Genomic DNA, 14,633 nt, shown 5'->3' with positions numbered 1-14,633 from the left:
ACTTCGTTGGTGGGTATCAATGATTCCGTGGCCATAGTGGTCCACCTCAAGTGCGGCAGTTGCGTCTCGCAGCGTCATGGGTGCGAGACGACTTCGCAGTATAGGCCTCGGCGGAGACGACTTACAATCCTCGCGGATGGCCCTTTTGCGTCACAAGAGTTGGATGCTTGGAGTATGAGATTGGCATGGCAATTTATGATGAACAGGCCATGCCGAGCCAGTATCAGACCGTCCCTTCCGCGCGCGAGTTCAAAGCGCTTTCCAAATCTCATACGCTGGTTCCGGTTTACCGGACTGTTACCGCCGACCTTGAAACTCCCGTTTCGGCGTTTCTGAGGATCGCGGCGGAGGCGCCCGAGGCGTTTCTGCTCGAGTCCGTCGAGGGTGGCGAGCGCGTTGGCCGCTATACGTTTATCGGCATCGAGCCGTACAAGAAGATGGTGTCGCGGGGGACTTCCATCTTTGCAGAAGAGGGCAGGAAGCGGCGGAGCTTCGAGGGCGACATCTTCGAGGAGCTGAAGTCGGCACTCAGCGGACACACCCCGGCACGACTGCCGGGATTGCCTCCGTTTACGGCTGGGGCGGTAGGGTTCTTTTCGTACGATGTCGTGCGGCAGATCGAAAAGCTGCCCTCGCTAGCGAAGGATGAGCTGGGCGTGCCCGATGCGTGCCTGATGTTCTTCGACCAGGTGATCGCCTTCGACCACGTCAAGAAAGAGATCCACCTGATGGTGACCGCCGACCTGAAGCGGCAGCCGAAGGAAGGCGCGTACGAACGGGCTTCGAAGCGGCTGGACAAGCTGGAGAAGCGGTTAGCTTCGGCACTGCCGAAGATGAGTCGCAAGAAGATCGCGGGCAAGCTGAAGATCACGGCGCGGACGCCCAAGGCGGCGTTCCTGAAGGCGGTCGCGAAGACGAAGGAGTATGTGGCTTCGGGCGATGTCTTCCAGTGCGTGCTCTCGCAGCGGTTCGACTGCGAACCGGGAGTGGATGCGTTTGAGGTCTATCGTTCTCTGCGGATCGTGAACCCGTCGCCGTATATGTACTTCCTGCGCTTCGGTCTGGAACCGGTGGCGGGTTCTAAGAAGAAGGCCAGCGTTGGCCACATTGTGGGAGCATCGCCTGAACTTCTGGTGCGGGTGCATGACCGCAATGTCGAGTACCGTCCCATCGCTGGAACACGTCCGCGCTCTGCGGATGAGGCAGCTGACCGGGCGCTTGAGGCCGATCTGCGAGCGGACGAAAAAGAGGTCGCCGAGCACATTATGCTGGTCGATCTTGGACGCAACGATGTAGGCAGAGTAAGCGAGTTCGGCTCCGTGAAGGTAAAGGACCTGATGTTCGTCGAGCGCTACAGCCACGTGATGCACCTGGTCAGCGCGGTCGAGGGCAAGCTGAAGGCGGAGCTTGCGCCGATCGATGCGTTCAAGGCGTGCTTCCCTGCCGGGACGCTCAGCGGCGCTCCGAAGATCCGCGCGATGGAGATCATCGAAGAGCTGGAACCGACACGGCGCGGCGTGTATGGCGGCAGCATTCTGTATGCGGACTTCAACGGCAATCTCGATAGCTGCATCGCCATCCGGACGCTGTTTATGGATGGCAAGCAGGGACACATCCAGGCAGGCGCGGGGATCGTGGCGGACTCCGTGGCGGAGAACGAGTATGTGGAGTGCGGCAACAAGGCGCGAGCGGTGGTGAGGGCGATTGAGCGGGCTCGGGGAGCGTAACGCAGACGCTCGGACCTTAACCTTGCTGTGGAAGCGGATGTCTTGAGGCAAAAGATCTACGCATGAGGAAGAAAAGATACCCGCTGATATAGACCAGCAGGGGTACGAACCAAATCCCCGTAGCCAGAAACGCGCGGTGTCCTTTGTACCAGTCGATCAACGTATCGCGGCGCTGAATTCGCAGGAAATAGGAGTCGAAGGCTTCTGAAGGGCCTGCTTGCGGGGCGTTGGCCAGAACTCTTTCATAGTCGATGGTCTTGTAGTTGACATTGCCGTCATAAGCCCACAGGACATCGACATTCTTGGGCAGATGCGCTCCTTGCGGTAGCGAACTGTGGCAGGAGTGCAGCTCGACCAGCCGTATGTGCATGTCAGGCACTGAGGTCCCCAAGGTGTCTACCAGCTCCTGCTTCGACATGCCATAGCGCGCACGGAAGTTTCGCGCTGAAGCAAGGTCGACTCGATGGAAGATGCGCGCAAGCACGTCAGGCGTGATCTCGTTGTGCCAAACACAGAGACGAGGAACCAGGGAACGCTCCTGATAGCCGTGGCCATTCAAGACGACGGTGAAGGTGTGCTGGTCCACCCGGAACTGAGTGGCCGCTTCCCGCAAGGCCGCCGTCAGGCAATTGGAAGTGCTCAGAGGGCTATATGCGATCAAGGGGTCTGGGTTCTCCACGGCCTGACAATGGAAGTCGGCGAGAACTGCGGGTTTGCCGCGCCTACCCAGCCACAGATGGCCCTGACGGGTCAGATCGTTGGAGAAGAGAAGGAAGTTGCCATGGTTGGGATCCTTCCGTAGCGCTGCAATCTCTTCCTGAATGACCCCTGGGAACACGTCAATGTCCTTGAGTATCGCGGAGGACTCCAAGTGTGCGTCTGGGGTGTCAATCTGACGCAACCATCCGGCGATGATGTGCGCGTTCTCTACGGTCGGCCCTTGGGCGGCGGTTTCGCTCGCATAGTAGACGAGAACTTCATCTCCGCTCGTCTTGTCAACGACCGGAACATCTCCCGAATAGCGATGGAGTTGTGCAGCGGCCGGAAGAACGGAGCTGAGACTCCAATCGAGGAGGCAGAGAGCGATCCAGAGATGGCGGGAGCCGATCATTGACTCAGAAAAATCCGTTTGCGGTCAGGGTCAATCGTTCGTTGGGTACCGTAGACGCAAATATGGCTGAGATCCTCGTCTTGCCATTCGAGTGTGATCTCAGCCAGTCCGTATACAGAAAGCGAAGGGTTGTAGGACTTGACTTAGAGAATGCCAAAACCGTCGCTGTTTCCCTTAGATAGGGATTCCTTCGCATCTGAAGTTCCCTTAGACAGGGATTCCTTCGCATCTGAAGTTTGCTTGGACAACGACTCCTTCGCGTTGGAGTCACCCTTGGACAGGTCCTCCTTCGCTGATTCGGGTGGCTTGGACAGTGAGTCCTTCGCCGAGTCGGGGCTTCCCTTGACAAGCTGGGTTTGTGTGGTGAGCCTTGAGGTGCCGATCAAGGCGCAAGCGAGCGCGATGCCGAATAGAATCTTATGCTTCATAACACTCCTCCTGAGGCGGACACTGTTGAAGTCTATAAAAAACCCATTAAATCAATAATATCAACTTGTGTGACGACTGTCAAGATGGCGCGATCGAGCGGGCGCGGGGCAACTGAGCTGTCCAGTCGAGATGCAGGCGGGTGTATTCTTTGACTGTGCAGATCACCATAGACATTCCGGACAGCCTTGCGGCCAGTACCTACCCCCAGGCAAGGACGCAGCGCGGGCGGTGATGGAAGACGCGCTGGTGCAGGCGTACCGCGAGGAACGCATCTCCGGGCGGCAGTTGATGGAGGCGCTCGACATCCCAACGCGCTATGAGCTGGACGGCTTTCTGAAGGCGCGGCAGGTGTGGATCGAGTACACGCCCGAGGAGCTGGAACAGGAGCGCCTGGTGAGCCAGGCACTGCGCGAAAGCCGGGCGGCACAACTACAAGGATGATCGTTATAGCGGATACGACAATGATCAACTACCTCACGTTGATCGGCGCGATCGGTCTTTTGCCCATACTTTATTCGGAGATCGTTCTTCCCCAGGGGTGCTCACGGAACTGCTGGATGTCAGGGCTCCCGGGCCCGTCCGGGACTTTGCGACAAACCTTCCGGCCTGGGTTCGCGTTTCGCCACTGGGTGCCAGACCCATTCCAAAAGACATTGAGGTTCTTGGCCGGGGCGAGCGTGAGGCCATTCTGCTCGCGATTGAAATGGCACCGGCGGTTGTATTGACGGACGACCGTGCGGCAAGAGGGGTGGCCGCAATGTATTCTGTGGCAACGATCTCAACCCTGCGGGTTTTGGCGGACGCGGCAGAGATCGATGAGATCTCGCTAGAAGAAGCATTCATAAAATTGCGTACTACAAGCTTCCGTGTGGATGAAGAGATACTTCAGCGGTTTCTGAGTGAGGACGCAATTCGTAGAAAGACAGGCATTCCATGATCTTCGTTCTCGACAACTACGACTCCTTCACCTACAACCTGGTCCAGTACATGGGCGAGCTTGGCGCGGAGATGGTGATCCGGCGCAACGACGAACTGACGCCCGAGGAAGTCGAAGCGCTGAATCCCGAGCGGATCCTGATCTCGCCCGGGCCGTGTACGCCGCAGGATGCGGGCATCAGCATGGACCTGATCAAGCACTTTGCGCGGCCGGATGCTCCGCGCCGGGTGCCAATTCTGGGGGTATGCCTTGGGCATCAGGCGATCGGGGCGGCGTTTGGCGGCAATGTGATCCGCGCGCAGAAGCTGATGCACGGCAAGACCAGCGAGGTCGAGCACGACGGAAAGACGATCTTCGCCGGGATACCTTCGGCGATGACCTGCACCCGGTATCACTCGCTGATCGTCGAGGACAAGGACCTGCCGGAGGTGCTGGAGGTCTCGGCGCGGGCGGTGACGACGGACGCCGATGAGCCCGGCACGATTATGGGGCTCAGACATCGCGAGCTGCCGATCGAGGGCGTGCAGTTCCATCCCGAGAGCGTGTTGACGGTGCATGGCAAGCAGATCATCGAGAACTTCCTGAGGATGCAATGAAGGCTGGGCGTGGGGCACGGCGAGCTGTAGGGACAGGGATGGCGGCGGGGGCGTTCGCTCTTGCCGCTGGAGCGCCGCAGGCCGGGGCTCAGATGCCGATCGGAAGCGTGGCGACGGTGGACGCAGTCGTTGCTGGAACCACGGCGACCGATAACCAGCGGTCGGTACTGCTTGGCAACGTGACGGTGACGGCGAAGGACCATCCGGCTTACGTGGAGTTGTTCCGGGGCGGGTCGGTGAAGGTTTGTTCGACCAGCGGAGTTCATCTGACGGCGGGGAATCCAGTGGTTTCGGCCCCGCCGAAGCAGGAGATTGGACCTGCGGGATCTGCAGACAGTAAACCGGCGACGGCGGATGCAACAGCCGCGTCGGTTGCCCCCACACGGTTTCCGCTGATGGTGTCGCTGGATCGTGGCGCGGCCGAGCTGCATACCAGCGTGCTGATGAGCGACGTAATGATGACGCCGGATCTGCGGGTGAGTTTCTCCGAAGACGGGCCACTGGATCTGCGCGTACGTGTCGCGAACAATGGGGACACCTGTATCGAAAACCGGGTTGCGGGAATGGGGCAACACCCGACGTTGGAGATTGGCAGCCTCTTTGGCAACGACAACTACCGGGTGCTTCCGGGACAGCATGTGTTGTTCGAGCACGGCAATCTGCATGAGGTGGTGGACAACGAGAGTTCGCCCTGCGGCTGCCCGGACCAGCCGGTGAAGACAATCGAGGCAGCTCCGGATCTCTCGTTGCTGCCGGGGACGAAGACACCTACGCCACCACAGCCTGCTGCGCAGTACCCCTTCCCTGCCGCAGTGAGCCAGGGACTTGCCCCACCACCACCGCCGCCGCAGGCTGAGCCCGGGGTGGTTCATACGCAGGTGGCGACGACACTGGTGTACAAGGCAGACAATCCGACTCCGCCTCCCGTGCCGGCAGACGAGAATCCTAAAGAGGCTGCGAAGGTGGATACCAAGCCAAAGCCTGCGCAGAGGTCGACAGGGTTCTTCGGCGGGATAGGGCGGTTCTTCAAGCGGGTGTTTGGAGGCGGATAGAGCGAGGCTCCTGGGCAGTCCCACTCATTCGCGATGAGACTGCAAATGAATGGGGCACAGAGTATGAGCCCTCGATGTGGACGTGGCGTGGTGAAGCCCACATCTCAGAATCGAGATGTGGGGCACCCGCCTTGTGGGGAGCGGGCAGCAGCGGTTGAGCTACAATCGTAAGGTTGCGGGCTTGTTGCTGGAGTGCTGTTCGTGAGCTGAAATCGAGCTCTGGCGCGATCGACTGGAGCGCTGTCGAGTACCTGCCCGCCGCCACAAATACACAAGATCAGGAGTACCTTCACCATGTCGATTCCCGCAACGCAGATGCGCCCGGGCATGATTATCAAGTACAACAACGACCTCCACATGGTCTTCTCGGTGGAGCACCGGACGCCCGGCAACCTGCGGGCGTTCATCCAGGCGAAGCTGAAGAATGTGCGCACGGGAGCGATGTTCGTGGAGCGCTTTCGTTCGCCCGACCCGATCGAGCGCGTTTACGTCGACGAGGTCAAGATGGAGTTCCTCTACAACGACGGCGAAGACTACTACTTCATGGACGAGAGCTTCGAGCAGACGATGCTGAAGCGCGAGACGCTGGGCGACGCAGTGGAGTTCCTGACGCCGAACCTGTCGATCAGCGTGAGCTTCCATGATGGCAAGGCGGTGGGTATCGAACTGCCGACACACGTTGAGATGACGGTAATGGAGACCGAGCCGGGGATCCGGTCGGCGACGGCGTCTTCCGTGACCAAGCCGGCGAAGATGGAGACGGGCCTTGTGGTGCAGGTGCCGCCGTTCATCAATGAAGGCGAGAAGATTCGCGTGGATACGGCGGAAGGCTCGTATATGAGCCGGGCGTAGTAGTCTTTGGTGCATGAATCGGACCGACCTCCAGAGATTGTCCAACGCAAGGATTCGTGAGGCGAAGGTTTTGCTGAAAGCTGGCGAATTTAGCGGAGCTTATTACCTCGCCGGTTATGCCATCGAATGTGCATTGAAGGCATGCTTTGCAAAAGCGGTTAGGCGGCACGACTTTCCCGATAGGATCAGTTCAAGGAAGGTCTTCACTCATAGCCTTGTTGAGCTTATCGATCTGGCGTTGATGAAAGCCGAGTTGGACAAGGAGATGAAGGCGAATCTGAAGCTTGAGGCTAGTTGGAACGAAGTGCGCCGATGGACGGAAGAGAGCCGCTATGCCATTTGGTCTAGAGATCAAGCGGAGACCCTGATACGGGCGATCGAACGCCGGAGAGATGGAGTGCTGCCATGGATCAAGCAACGCTGGTAGGTCCCGACATCAACGTGGGCAACGAAGTTCTGGCGGCGCTCGACGCTGGTGGCCTGAAGCGCATCACGGCACTTTTGGCCGTGTTTCCCGAGTACGGCGACTGGCGGCTCGTGCTTTCGTCTCCTTCTCTTGATGCCATGAATCGACTCGATGCCACGGAGAAGATTTATGGGATTCTGCAGGGGCGTTTTACGCACCTGCTGCCTCCTTTGATGTTGTTCACGACGAAAGATTCCTTTATCAGAGAGCTTCACAAGATATTTGGAAAAACTGCCAACGTGCAAGGAATGCGGCTCGGCGGGCAGATGATTGGCGGGCGCTTTATCGAGGCCGCCTACGTGTACCGGATCGCGTAGCCTATGGTGATTCACTTTCTTGTTAGAGGCCGCGTTCAGGGCGTCGGCTTCCGCTGGTACGTCCATCGCGAGGCGGCGGAGATTGGGCTGCGCGGATGGGTGCGGAATGTTCCCGAGGGGCATGTCGAGATTGTCGCTATGGGGACAGAGGCCGAGCTTGCGGAGTTGCGGGCGGCGGTGAAGAAGGGCTCGCGCGGCAGCCGCGTCGATGCCGTCATCGAACATGAACTGGCCGAGAGCGAAGGCGAGGCTCTGGGGCCATTTGAGATTGAAGGAGCCTGGTAGATGGTGTTGAAAGAGAAGATCAACTGCGAACCGCTGAAGGAACTGGTTCGCACCGTTCCCGATTTCCCCAAGCCGGGGATTCTGTTCTACGACATTACGACGCTGCTGAAGGACAAGACCGGGTTCGCGCAGTTGATCGACGCGTTTGCGGCTTACTACATTGGCAAGGAAGTGGACCTTGTACTGGGTATCGAGGCGCGTGGGTTCATCTTTGGACCGGCGCTCGCTTATCGGCTGAATGCTGGTTTTGTGCCCGTGCGCAAGCCTAAGAAGCTGCCCGCTCCCACGGCGAAGGTGACCTATGACCTGGAGTATGGGACGGATTCGCTGGAGATACATCTCGATGCGATTGAGCCCGGGCAGCGGGTGGTGATCGTCGACGACCTGCTGGCCACCGGAGGCACGATGGAAGCCACCGTGAAGCTGGTGCGGCAGCTGGGCGGCGAGGTTGTCGGGCTTGGGTTTGCGATTGAGCTGGACTTCCTGCAGGGTGCGGCGAAGTTCAAGGAGTATGACGTGTTCAGCTTGCTGCACTATGACGAGTAGGGTCGTTGGCCTGACTTAGAAAGTCGTGGCTGTCCCACTCATTCGCGATGAAGCTGCGATTGAGTGGGGCACGGCGTGCAAAGGCAGATGCGTGGTCTCTTCGTTTCACTCAGAGGGACGACATTAGGAGCGTAGTGGGTGAGAGTGAAGAAGAACTGCCTTTGGAAGTGGCTGGTTGCCGCGGGTTTCGTTGCTGTTTCGAGCTCGGCGTTTGCGGCTGATCCGGCGGCGCTGGCGAAGCGGCTGCACGATGCGGCCAATAGTAGCTCGATCGATGATCCGGCGTTGAAGCCCTGGCATCTGAAGATAACCTTTCAACTGCTGGATAAGAAGGGCGCGACCGCGGAAGAGGGGACGATCGAAGAGTGGTGGTCTCCTGAGAATGACAAACTGATCTACACGTCGCCTTCCTACAATGCAACCAGGCTTCGGCGGGGTGGAGAGATTTACTGGACTGAGGGCCAGCCTTCGGCCCCTTATCTACTCGAACGGCTGCGGGATGAGGTCGTGCATCCGCTGGCAGAGGACGAGATGAAGGATGCCGTGCCGGATCTGCGCGTCGAGAGCTTTGGCAAAGTGAAACTCGACTGCATCATGATGGACCACCCGATCAAGCATGTCGCCTATCCTCCGCTGGGGTTGTTTCCGACCTACTGCCTCGACCAGGACAAGGACCGGCTTCGCGATACGTTTCGGTATGGCTCGAAGAACGTGGCGCGAAACAGCATCGGGACGTTTCAGGGCCGGGGCGTTCCCGTGGATGTCCTGATCTCCACGGATGCACGAGCCGTGGCAAAAGGGCATATTGCGACGCTCGCAGGCTCAATCGAGGAGGAGCATTTTTTCGATCCGGACAGCACGTTGAAGCCGGTCAGCGGCGGCGCGACGAAGGTGGCTGGCGGTGTGATCGCGGGCAAGAAGCTATCGGGAGATGTGCCCGTCTTTCCTGTAGAAGATAAGCAGAGCCGTACTGCGGGAGCGGTCCATCTTCACGCTGTCATCGGGACTGATGGGCGAATTCATCAACTGACGGTGTTGGATGCTCCCAGTGCTACCGAGGCCATCTCGGCGTTAGTGGCGGTGCGGACGTGGAAGTATCAGCCGTATTTGTTGAATGGGGTCCCCTGCTCGGTCGACACTACAATTACAGTGAATTACAACTTTGGGCCGGGATAGAACGTCTCGCATCTGAAGAGACAGCGGCGCAGGCAAATGCGGGGGTCTCTCCACTGCGCATTGCGATGAAGCCGCAATGCTTCGGTCGAGATGACGTTTCTTGATGCCGTGTAAGAGTGCGAACAGCAGATCCTCCGCCTGCGGCGAAGGATGACAAGGGTTTAGGTTTAGAACGTAATGAGGAGAAGAGTTCAATGAAGTCGCATGGATATGCAGCGCATGACCCGAAGTCGGCATTGGTGCCGTTTGACTTTGAGCGCCGGGAGCCGGGGCCGAAGGATGTTGTCGTCGAGATCGACTTTTGCGGTATCTGTCACTCGGACATTCACCAGGTCAGGGACGAGTGGGGCGGGTCGATCTATCCCATGGTTCCAGGGCACGAGATCGTCGGGCATGTGACAGCGGTAGGCGCCGAGGTGACGAAGTTCAAGGTGGGCGATCTTGCGGGCGTGGGCGTGATGGTCGACTCCTGCCGGGTGTGCGAGAACTGCCTGGCCGAGGCGCAGCCCTACTGCGTGAAGGGCATGGTCCCGACGTACAACGGGAAGACGTATGAGGGTGAGATGGTGTTCGGGGGGTACTCGAACAACATCGTTTGCGATGAGAAGTACACGTTCACAATCTCCGACAAGCTGGATCTGGCGGCGGTTGCCCCGCTGCTCTGCGCGGGGATTACGACGTACTCGCCGCTAAAGCACTGGAAGGTTGGGCCCGGGATGAAGGTCGGCGTGGTGGGTCTCGGCGGGCTGGGGCATATGGCGCTGAAGTTTGCCCACTCGTTTGGAGCGTATGTGGTGCTGTTCACGACTTCGGCGGGCAAGGCGGAGGACGCGAAGAAGCTGGGGGCCGACGAGGTTGTTGTGACGAAGGATCCGCAGGCGATGAAGGCCCATGCTCGGAGCTTGGACTTCATCATTGATTGCGTTTCGGCGCCGCACGATATGAATGCTTACCTGTCGCTGCTCCGGCTGAATGGGACACTTTGCCTGGTGGGTCTGCCGGAGGTGCCGCTGGAGATTGCGGCGTTCTCGATGGTGGCGGACCGTAGGTCGCTGTCGGGATCGATGATTGGCGGCATGGCCGAGACGCAGGAGATGCTGGACTACTGCGCGGAGCACAATATCGTTTCGGATATTGAGCTGACGAGCGTGCAGAAGCTGCCTGAGGCGTATGAGCGGGTGGTGAAGGGTGATGTGAAGTATCGGTTTGTGATCGATCTGAAGTCGCTGGGGCAGTAGAGAAGTACCTCAGCGGCTAAAGCCGCAATACGAAAGCGAGTTCTGTGGCACGGCTGAAGCCGTGCCCTTAACACGACAGGACCGTGCCCTTTTGGGTGCGGTCTTTTCGTTTGGGGAGGGACAGGTTTTACGTTCCCATATCTCAGAGTCGAGATGTGGGGCACCTGCGGATTGGTGGCTACTGCCAGATGCGGGAGAGGATGAGTTCGAAGCCGGCTACGGGGCCGGTTCCCTGCACCGAGGTTGGGTCGTGAAGGAGTTCGGGGTTATCGCCGGGGCGGTAGATGGAGACTGTCTTCCGTTCAGGGTCGATGAGCCAGGCTAGTTCAGCGCCGTTAGCGATCCACATCTCCATCTTGGCTTCGAGGTTGATCAGGCGGTCGGAGTTAGAGCGCACTTCAATGATGAACTCGGGGCAGATGGGAGCGTAGCTTTGCTGCTGGGCGCGGGTGAGGGCGTTCCAGCGAGCGAGGCTGATCCAGGAGGCGTCGGGAGCGCGCATGGAGCCGTCGGGGAGGGTGAAGCCGGCGCTCGAGCTGAATATTTTGCCGCGACCGTCGGTACGTGCCCAGCGCGCGAGTTCGAAGAGGATCTCGCCTTCGATGGCTCCGCTATCGGAGTGTAGGGGTGTCATTACGATGAGTTCTCCGTTGGAGTCGCGTTCGATCCGGAGGGGGTCATTTTCGGAGGAGAAGCGCGCGAGGGCGTCGTCCGAGAGCGGTTGCTCGAAGCGGATGCGGACGGGGAGTTGGGACTCAGTGAACGCGAGGTTCATGGGGAGAGTGTACGCCACGGAGAGGGGATGGGTGGCTCGAGAACCCACATCTGGCGATGAAGCTGCCAGATATGGGGCACCCGGTTGCCGAACCGGCACAGAAGCAGATTCCCTTCGGGAATGACAAACAAAGGATGGTAGACGAACGATGCGCCGAGCTAGAGGACGGTGTGCTCGGGGGGCATGACTACGGGGCCGGCGTTGTCGGCGGGGAGGCGGCCGAAGACGCGCTCGGGGCTGATGTTCTCGTTAATCACCGGGAGCGAGGGGAGGTTGTCGGTGCTGCCGGCTTCGCGGACTACGGCTTCGGCGTGCTGGAGGACCTCTTCGACGGTCATGGTGTACATCTCGCGACCGTTGTCGTAGCCGGTCTCGATGATGGACTTGAGGTAGCGGCCGGCGGTCTGGGCGGCGAGGTAGTCGGTGATGACCTTGCCGGTGCGGCGCTTCTGCTCGACCCATGCCATGTTGGGCATGGCGATCCAGATGGCGCGGGGGTGCTCGGAGCCGGCCTTGACGGAGAAGCGGATGTCGGTGGCGTCGGCGTGGCGGGTGGCGATGGCGACCACGGTTCCCTTCCAGGAGCAGTGGAGGTCTTCGCCGGTCCAGCGGTCGGTGACGTGGAAGTCTTCGTACATGGGTTTAGCTTATCTCATTCGCCAAAGAGTTTTGCCGCAATGTTGTCGGCGATGACGTCGGTCCTATTGGTCTTGTCGCTCATTTTGGCAGGTGCGAGGGCAAGGCCGTCGAGTGTGGGAGTGAACTCGCGGACGACCGACTTGTAGTAAGGACTGTTCCTGACGTGGGCGACGTTGCGGGCGGCGGCCTGGAGGGCACGGACGAGGACGGAGGCGCGCTTGTCGTCGAGGCGACCGGTGGCGAGGGCTTCGACGACTAGGGAGAGGCCGATCTGGATGGACTCGGGGTCTTCAAGGGAGGGAATACGGAGCGGGGAGTCGGGGAGAGTGGCCTTGGCTTCGCGGATGTAGCGATGGCGGGTGTGGAGACGCTCGTGGTAGAAGCACCAGGATTTTTCGCGGAGGGCGGGCGATTCGCAGCGGCGACCGTTGGACTTAATGTGGCGGCAGAGTTCGTAGGGCATGGTGAATGCTCCTGTGGAAGGCTGTGGAAAAGTTGGCGAAAAAAGGGGGGGGTAGATACGGCTAAGTTGCTTAGAATCAGCGGTATAGCTGGCGCGTCTGGGGTCAAAGTCGTCAAAAGAAAGGGGTTAAGTCCTAAAGTCGACAAAACAAAGGCGGTTAAGCACGAAACCCGGCATTGGCCGGGTTTTTTCTTGATTTCTATTTAAATCGTAACAGGTCGAGTGGGGTAAATGGGCAAATTTCTGGTTGCGCTAAGTGTCTTAGAATGTTTTGGTTGCGGGGTACACGGAGGGCCGAGGGGCTTGACAGGATTTTTTGAGCGCGTGGTGAAGAAGGCTAATGCGGGGGTCTCTCCACTGCGCGACGGACGATGAAGCTGTCCGACGCTTCGGTCGAGATGACGTTTCGTTAGTAGGCGCGAAAGGCAGTTCACCCAGTACTCGGTACCCCGGAAAGCAGATCCTCCGACTTCGTCGAAGGATGACAAGGGTCGAGTGATCAGAAGTTGAGGCGGGTGGAGAGGGTGACCGACTGGGTGAGGACGTGAATGTGGGAGTTGGAGTACTCGCCCGCCTGGAGCGAGCTGATGCCGACCGATTGGTTGGCGGGGAGCTGGAGCTGGTAGGCGGCGTCCCACTGCAGGCGTGAGAGGAGGTTGTGGGGCGTTCCGGCTTCGGGCTGGTAGCCGAGACCGGTAGCGAGGCCGTGCGAGAGGATGGCCGCGGTGAGCGGGGTGATGGTCGAGCTAGGGACGGGGTTTGAAAGGAAGCTGTAGCCGGCGCGGGCTGTCCACTGGTGCTTGACGGGGAGTTCGACGCCGGCGCGGAAGGTGCCCTGATCATGCCAGCTCAGAGGGACGTAGTCGCGGATGGAGGAGCTTCCGGCGACGGAGTTGATGACGGCGTTGGTGCCCTCCTTGAGCTTTACGGGGAGGCGGTTGAAGGAGTTCGACCAGTTGGTCCAGCCGCCTTCGGTGGCTATGCGGATGTGGGGGTTGATCTGCCAGCGGACGCCGGCGGAGACGACCTGGGGAAGGTGGTTATCGACCTCGGCCTGGTAGTGGAAGGTGGGGTCGGCGCCTACGCCGAGGGCGTTGAAGAGAGCGTAGGCGCTGCCCTGGGCGTAGCCGTGACTGGGGACGGAGGTGCCGCTCTTCCAGGCGAAGCCGAAGCCGAGGCGATCGTTGGGCTGGTATTGAGCGCCGGCGCTGCCGTTCCAGCCCCAGCCCTTGGTGTGGAGGTCGAGGAGGACTTTGAGGCCGGCGAGGGCGGGCTCTTCCTGGAAGATGTAGGGGGCGTGGAGGAGGTTCTTGTTGTAGACGAGGCCGATGCTGGAGCCGAAGGACCACTTGCGGCTGGGGGCGTAGGCGATGGAGGCGGAGCTGCGGATGGCGATGAACTGGGACTCCTGCTTTTGGGAGCCGTAGGTGACGCCGGCGGTTCCGGCGGGGTCGGTGTACTGCCAGGCGGCGCGCATGAGGAACTCAGGAGTGACGGCGGCAGCGGCGGTGAAACGCTTACCGAGAGGCACAGCGAAGGCGGCGTAGGGCAAAGCTCCGGAGAAGGCGCGGAGGGTGCCGGGGTCGGCTGCTGAGTTTGCGGAGTTGGTGAAGGTGCCGTGGGCGACGAGGGCGAGGCCGCTGAGGTCGAGGACGCGGGAGTGGATTCCGGCGAGGCCGGCGGGATTGCCTTCGACCGCGTCGAGGGGAGAGGCGTGCTCGGTGACCATGGTGCCGCCACGGGCGACGGCGGCGGCGGAGAGACCGTTGCCGAGGGCTCCGGCGGATTGAGCGTTCGCCGCGAACGAGAGCGAGAAAGCCAAGGTGACGAGAGATGCAAGAAAGGCAGGTCGTGAGAGGCGATTTGGCATAGTTTTTTCGTCTGCCGGGTTGGCGACGTCAGGAAAAGTCTATGGGGGGCATCGGTCTATGTCATTGACACGAAGGACGTATCAAGTTTTGAGGTGTCGCAAATTCGGGCATTGATGTTTGGTGGGGCGAAGAACAGACAACGGCAGAGGCCAA

General features: G+C 59.9%; 17 protein-coding genes. 11 read left to right on the top strand and 6 right to left on the bottom strand.

The window, feature by feature from the left end:
• Nucleotides 1–209 precede the first annotated feature (209 nt).
• Complete coding sequence (gene trpE, locus OHL18_RS07450) at nucleotides 210–1,727, top strand: anthranilate synthase component I (RefSeq protein ID WP_263374610.1); 1,518 nt, start codon at nucleotides 210–212, stop codon at nucleotides 1,725–1,727.
• Nucleotides 1,728–1,743: 16 nt separating this feature from the next.
• Here trpE and OHL18_RS07445 read toward each other — a convergent pair whose 3' ends face one another.
• Together OHL18_RS07445 and OHL18_RS07440 are read right to left on the bottom strand one after the other, a co-directional pair.
• Nucleotides 1,744–2,838, bottom strand: coding sequence for a hypothetical protein (locus OHL18_RS07445; RefSeq protein WP_263374183.1), 1,095 nt, complete (start codon nucleotides 2,836–2,838; stop codon nucleotides 1,744–1,746).
• Between the two features lie 143 nt (nucleotides 2,839–2,981).
• Complete coding sequence (locus tag OHL18_RS07440) at nucleotides 2,982–3,266, bottom strand: hypothetical protein (RefSeq protein WP_263374182.1); 285 nt, start codon at nucleotides 3,264–3,266, stop codon at nucleotides 2,982–2,984.
• Nucleotides 3,267–3,396: 130 nt separating this feature from the next.
• On the opposite strand from OHL18_RS07440, the gene OHL18_RS07435 reads away from it, so the two are divergent.
• The 10 genes from OHL18_RS07435 to OHL18_RS07390 all read left to right on the top strand — a co-directional run bounded on the left by OHL18_RS07435 (nucleotide 3,397) and on the right by OHL18_RS07390 (nucleotide 10,732).
• Nucleotides 3,397–3,708 carry a UPF0175 family protein gene (locus OHL18_RS07435; RefSeq protein ID WP_263374181.1) on the top strand — a complete coding sequence of 104 codons (312 nt, stop codon included), beginning with the start codon at nucleotides 3,397–3,399 and terminating at the stop codon, nucleotides 3,706–3,708.
• A gap of 492 nt (nucleotides 3,709–4,200) precedes the next feature.
• Nucleotides 4,201–4,800, top strand: coding sequence for an anthranilate synthase component II (locus OHL18_RS07430; RefSeq protein ID WP_263374180.1), 600 nt, complete (start codon nucleotides 4,201–4,203; stop codon nucleotides 4,798–4,800).
• Nucleotides 4,797–5,852 carry a hypothetical protein gene (locus OHL18_RS07425; protein WP_263374179.1) on the top strand — a complete coding sequence of 352 codons (1,056 nt, stop codon included), beginning with the start codon at nucleotides 4,797–4,799 and terminating at the stop codon, nucleotides 5,850–5,852. Before OHL18_RS07430 ends, OHL18_RS07425 begins: the two co-directional genes overlap by 4 nt.
• A 294-nt stretch (nucleotides 5,853–6,146) precedes the next feature.
• A complete protein-coding gene (gene efp / locus OHL18_RS07420) occupies nucleotides 6,147–6,704 on the top strand; it encodes an elongation factor P (RefSeq protein ID WP_263374178.1) in 558 nt (185 codons plus the stop codon).
• Between the two features lie 70 nt (nucleotides 6,705–6,774).
• Nucleotides 6,775–7,131: a DNA-binding protein gene (locus OHL18_RS07415; RefSeq protein ID WP_396274072.1), complete on the top strand. Its 357-nt coding sequence runs from the start codon at nucleotides 6,775–6,777 to the stop codon at nucleotides 7,129–7,131.
• Nucleotides 7,110–7,487 (top strand): hypothetical protein, encoded by a 378-nt coding sequence (locus OHL18_RS07410; protein ID WP_263374176.1) that lies wholly within the window; start codon nucleotides 7,110–7,112, stop codon nucleotides 7,485–7,487. Before OHL18_RS07415 ends, OHL18_RS07410 begins: the two co-directional genes overlap by 22 nt.
• Nucleotides 7,488–7,490: 3 nt before the next feature.
• Entirely contained in the window at nucleotides 7,491–7,772 is a 282-nt protein-coding gene (locus tag OHL18_RS07405) for an acylphosphatase (RefSeq protein WP_263374175.1), read from the top strand.
• Nucleotides 7,773–8,318, top strand: a complete 546-nt coding sequence (locus tag OHL18_RS07400) for an adenine phosphoribosyltransferase (RefSeq protein WP_263374174.1) — start codon at nucleotides 7,773–7,775, stop codon at nucleotides 8,316–8,318.
• Nucleotides 8,319–8,456: 138 nt separating this feature from the next.
• Nucleotides 8,457–9,494: an energy transducer TonB gene (locus tag OHL18_RS07395; RefSeq protein WP_263374173.1), complete on the top strand. Its 1,038-nt coding sequence runs from the start codon at nucleotides 8,457–8,459 to the stop codon at nucleotides 9,492–9,494.
• A gap of 194 nt (nucleotides 9,495–9,688) precedes the next feature.
• Nucleotides 9,689–10,732 (top strand): NAD(P)-dependent alcohol dehydrogenase, encoded by a 1,044-nt coding sequence (locus OHL18_RS07390; protein ID WP_263374172.1) that lies wholly within the window; start codon nucleotides 9,689–9,691, stop codon nucleotides 10,730–10,732.
• 178 nt (nucleotides 10,733–10,910) lie between these two features.
• On the opposite strand, the gene OHL18_RS07385 is transcribed toward OHL18_RS07390, so the two are convergent.
• The 4 genes from OHL18_RS07385 to OHL18_RS07370 all read right to left on the bottom strand — a co-directional run bounded on the left by OHL18_RS07385 (nucleotide 10,911) and on the right by OHL18_RS07370 (nucleotide 14,479).
• Complete coding sequence (locus OHL18_RS07385; protein WP_263374171.1) at nucleotides 10,911–11,507, bottom strand: Uma2 family endonuclease; 597 nt, start codon at nucleotides 11,505–11,507, stop codon at nucleotides 10,911–10,913.
• 158 nt (nucleotides 11,508–11,665) lie between these two features.
• Nucleotides 11,666–12,145 (bottom strand): hypothetical protein, encoded by a 480-nt coding sequence (locus OHL18_RS07380; protein ID WP_263374170.1) that lies wholly within the window; start codon nucleotides 12,143–12,145, stop codon nucleotides 11,666–11,668.
• Between the two features lie 14 nt (nucleotides 12,146–12,159).
• Nucleotides 12,160–12,609, bottom strand: coding sequence for a hypothetical protein (locus OHL18_RS07375; RefSeq protein ID WP_263374169.1), 450 nt, complete (start codon nucleotides 12,607–12,609; stop codon nucleotides 12,160–12,162).
• 499 nt (nucleotides 12,610–13,108) lie between these two features.
• Nucleotides 13,109–14,479: an OmpP1/FadL family transporter gene (locus tag OHL18_RS07370; RefSeq protein ID WP_263374168.1), complete on the bottom strand. Its 1,371-nt coding sequence runs from the start codon at nucleotides 14,477–14,479 to the stop codon at nucleotides 13,109–13,111.
• Between the last annotated feature and the right edge of the window lie 154 nt (nucleotides 14,480–14,633).

The organism is Granulicella aggregans (assembly GCF_025685565.1).
Taxonomy (GTDB): domain Bacteria; phylum Acidobacteriota; class Terriglobia; order Terriglobales; family Acidobacteriaceae; genus Edaphobacter; species Edaphobacter aggregans_B.
The sequence above is the reverse complement of the archived record's forward strand: the minus strand, read 5'-3'. Positions and strand labels throughout refer to the sequence as shown.